Origin of the sequence: Longimicrobium sp. (assembly GCF_036280135.1) — a bacterium.
Classification (GTDB): domain Bacteria; phylum Gemmatimonadota; class Gemmatimonadetes; order Longimicrobiales; family Longimicrobiaceae; genus Longimicrobium.
This window is the reverse complement of sequence record NZ_DASURI010000611.1, coordinates 1-2,000: the sequence shown is the minus strand read 5'-3', so window position 1 is coordinate 2,000 and position 2,000 is coordinate 1. Positions and strand designations below refer to the sequence as shown.

General features: G+C 73.7%; 2 protein-coding genes. Both read right to left on the bottom strand.

The genetic code is table 11. The features are described from left to right. Positions 1 to 90: 90 nt before the first annotated feature. On the bottom strand, positions 91 to 1,002 hold the full coding sequence (locus VFZ20_RS19810) for an AMP-binding protein (RefSeq protein ID WP_329685668.1): 912 nt from the start codon (positions 1,000 to 1,002) through the stop codon (positions 91 to 93). After that, positions 1,003 to 2,000: condensation domain-containing protein (locus tag VFZ20_RS19805; RefSeq protein WP_329685667.1), on the bottom strand; the 998-nt coding region annotated here is incomplete at its 5' end.

Genomic DNA, 2,000 nt, shown 5'->3' with positions numbered 1-2,000 from the left:
CCCGTCGCGCAGCGACGGGGCTCATCCTCCCACGGGCTTCACTCCCTGCCCACGGGCTTCACTCCCTTCCCACGGGCCTCACTCCCCGCCTCACCCGCCCACCATCTCCGCCGCGGAGTCCGGCGCGAAGATGCGCACGGCTTCCACCGCCTGCGCGGGCATCCCGGGATGCTCCGGCAGCAGGTGCGCGCTGATCACGTGCGTCTCCGACGGGCCGTACTGGTTGTCCAGCCGCAGCCCGGGATTGGCCTGGAAAAAGGCGCGCAGCTGGGGCGTGGCGCGCAGCTGCTCGCCCGCCGTGATGATCTCGCGCAGCTCCGGCAGACGCGCATTCTCCGCCGTCTCGGCCAGGTTCTGCAGCGCGGCAAAGGGCAGGAACAGCCGCTGGACGCGATGCGCGCGCAGGTACGCCACGAGCGCCTCGGCGTCGCGGCGCGTGTCGTCGTCGACCAGCACCAGCGTGCCGCCCGCCGCCCACGTGCTGAAGATCTCCTGGAACGACACGTCGAAGCTCAGCGACGCGAACTGCAGCGTCCGCGCGGCCGCTCCCTCGCCGAACCGCGCCAGCTGCCACGCCAGCAGGTTCACCAGCGCGCGGTGCGGCAGCGCGGCGCCCTTGGGTCGTCCGGTCGAGCCCGACGTGTACAGCACGTAACCCAGGTTCTCCGGATCCACCGGGACGGAAAGCGCCTCGGCGGACTCGGATTCGATGGAGGCGGCGTCCGCGTCCAGGCGCAGCAGCGGCGTCTCCGTGGACGGAAGGCGCGCGGCGACGTCCGCCGTCGTCAGCAGGACGGCGGCTCGGCTGTCTTCCAGCATGTACGCCACGCGATCCGCGGGATAATTCGGATCCACCGCGACGTATCCGCCGCCCGCCTTGAGCACGGCCAGGACGGCGACCGGCATGTCGATGGACCGCTCCAGGCACACGGCCACGCGCACGTCCGGCCCCACGCCCATCGCCCGCAGCCGCCGTGCGATGCGGTTGGCCCGCGCGTCCACCTACGCGTACGTCAGCGTCCGTCCGCCGAAGTCCACGGCCGGCGCGTCCGGCGTCAGCGTGGCCTGCTGGGCGAAGCGGTCGTGCACGCACACGCCTGCGGCCGACGCGCGATGCGTGGCGTTCCACCGGCCGACGACCAGCGCGCGCTCCTCCGCCGTCAGCACGTCGTGCGACGAGACGGGCGCGTCCGGGGCCTGCGCCACGGCGCGCAGGGTGGCGTCCAGGTGCCCGATGAGGCGCGCGACCGTCTCGGCGTCCCACAGCGCCGCGGCGAACTCCACGTCGCCGAAGATGCCGTTCTCCGCCTCGCCGATGCCCACGGTCATGTCGAAGCGCGACGTGCCCAGCGACGCGCCGGCGGGCCGCGCGGACAGGTCGCCCAGGCGCCGGTCCGCCGCGCCGCCGCCGATAGCCGTCTGGTGCGTGAGCATCACCTGGAAGACGGGCGAATGGCTCAGCGAGCGCTCCACGCCCAGCGCGTCCACCACCTGCTCGAACGGCACGTCCTGGTGCGCGTACGCGTCCAGCGTGGTCTCGCGCACGCGGCCCAGCAGCGTGCGGAAATCGGGATCATCCGCCAAGTCGATGCGCAGGGGCAGCGTGTTGCTGAAGAAGCCGATCAGTCCCTCCAGCTCGCGCCGCGGACGATGGATGACGGGCGTGCCGATCACCACGTCGTCCTGGCCGCTCCAGCGCCGCAGGACGGACGCGAACGCCGCCGCCAGCACCATGAACGTCGTCGCGCCGCCCGCCGCGGCCAGCGTCCGCACCCCGCGCACGGCCTCGGCCGAGAGGGCGAAGACGTGCGTGCCGCCGCGCAGGTCCTGCACGGCCGGGCGGGGACGGTCCGTGGGCAGGTCCAGCGTGGAGGGCGCGCCGGCCAGCCGCCGGGTCCAGTACGCCAGCTGCTCGTCCACGGCCTCGCCGCCCAGCGAGGCGCGCTGCCACGCGGCGTAGTCCGCGAACTGCACGGGCAGGTCGGCCAGGGGCGACGGCG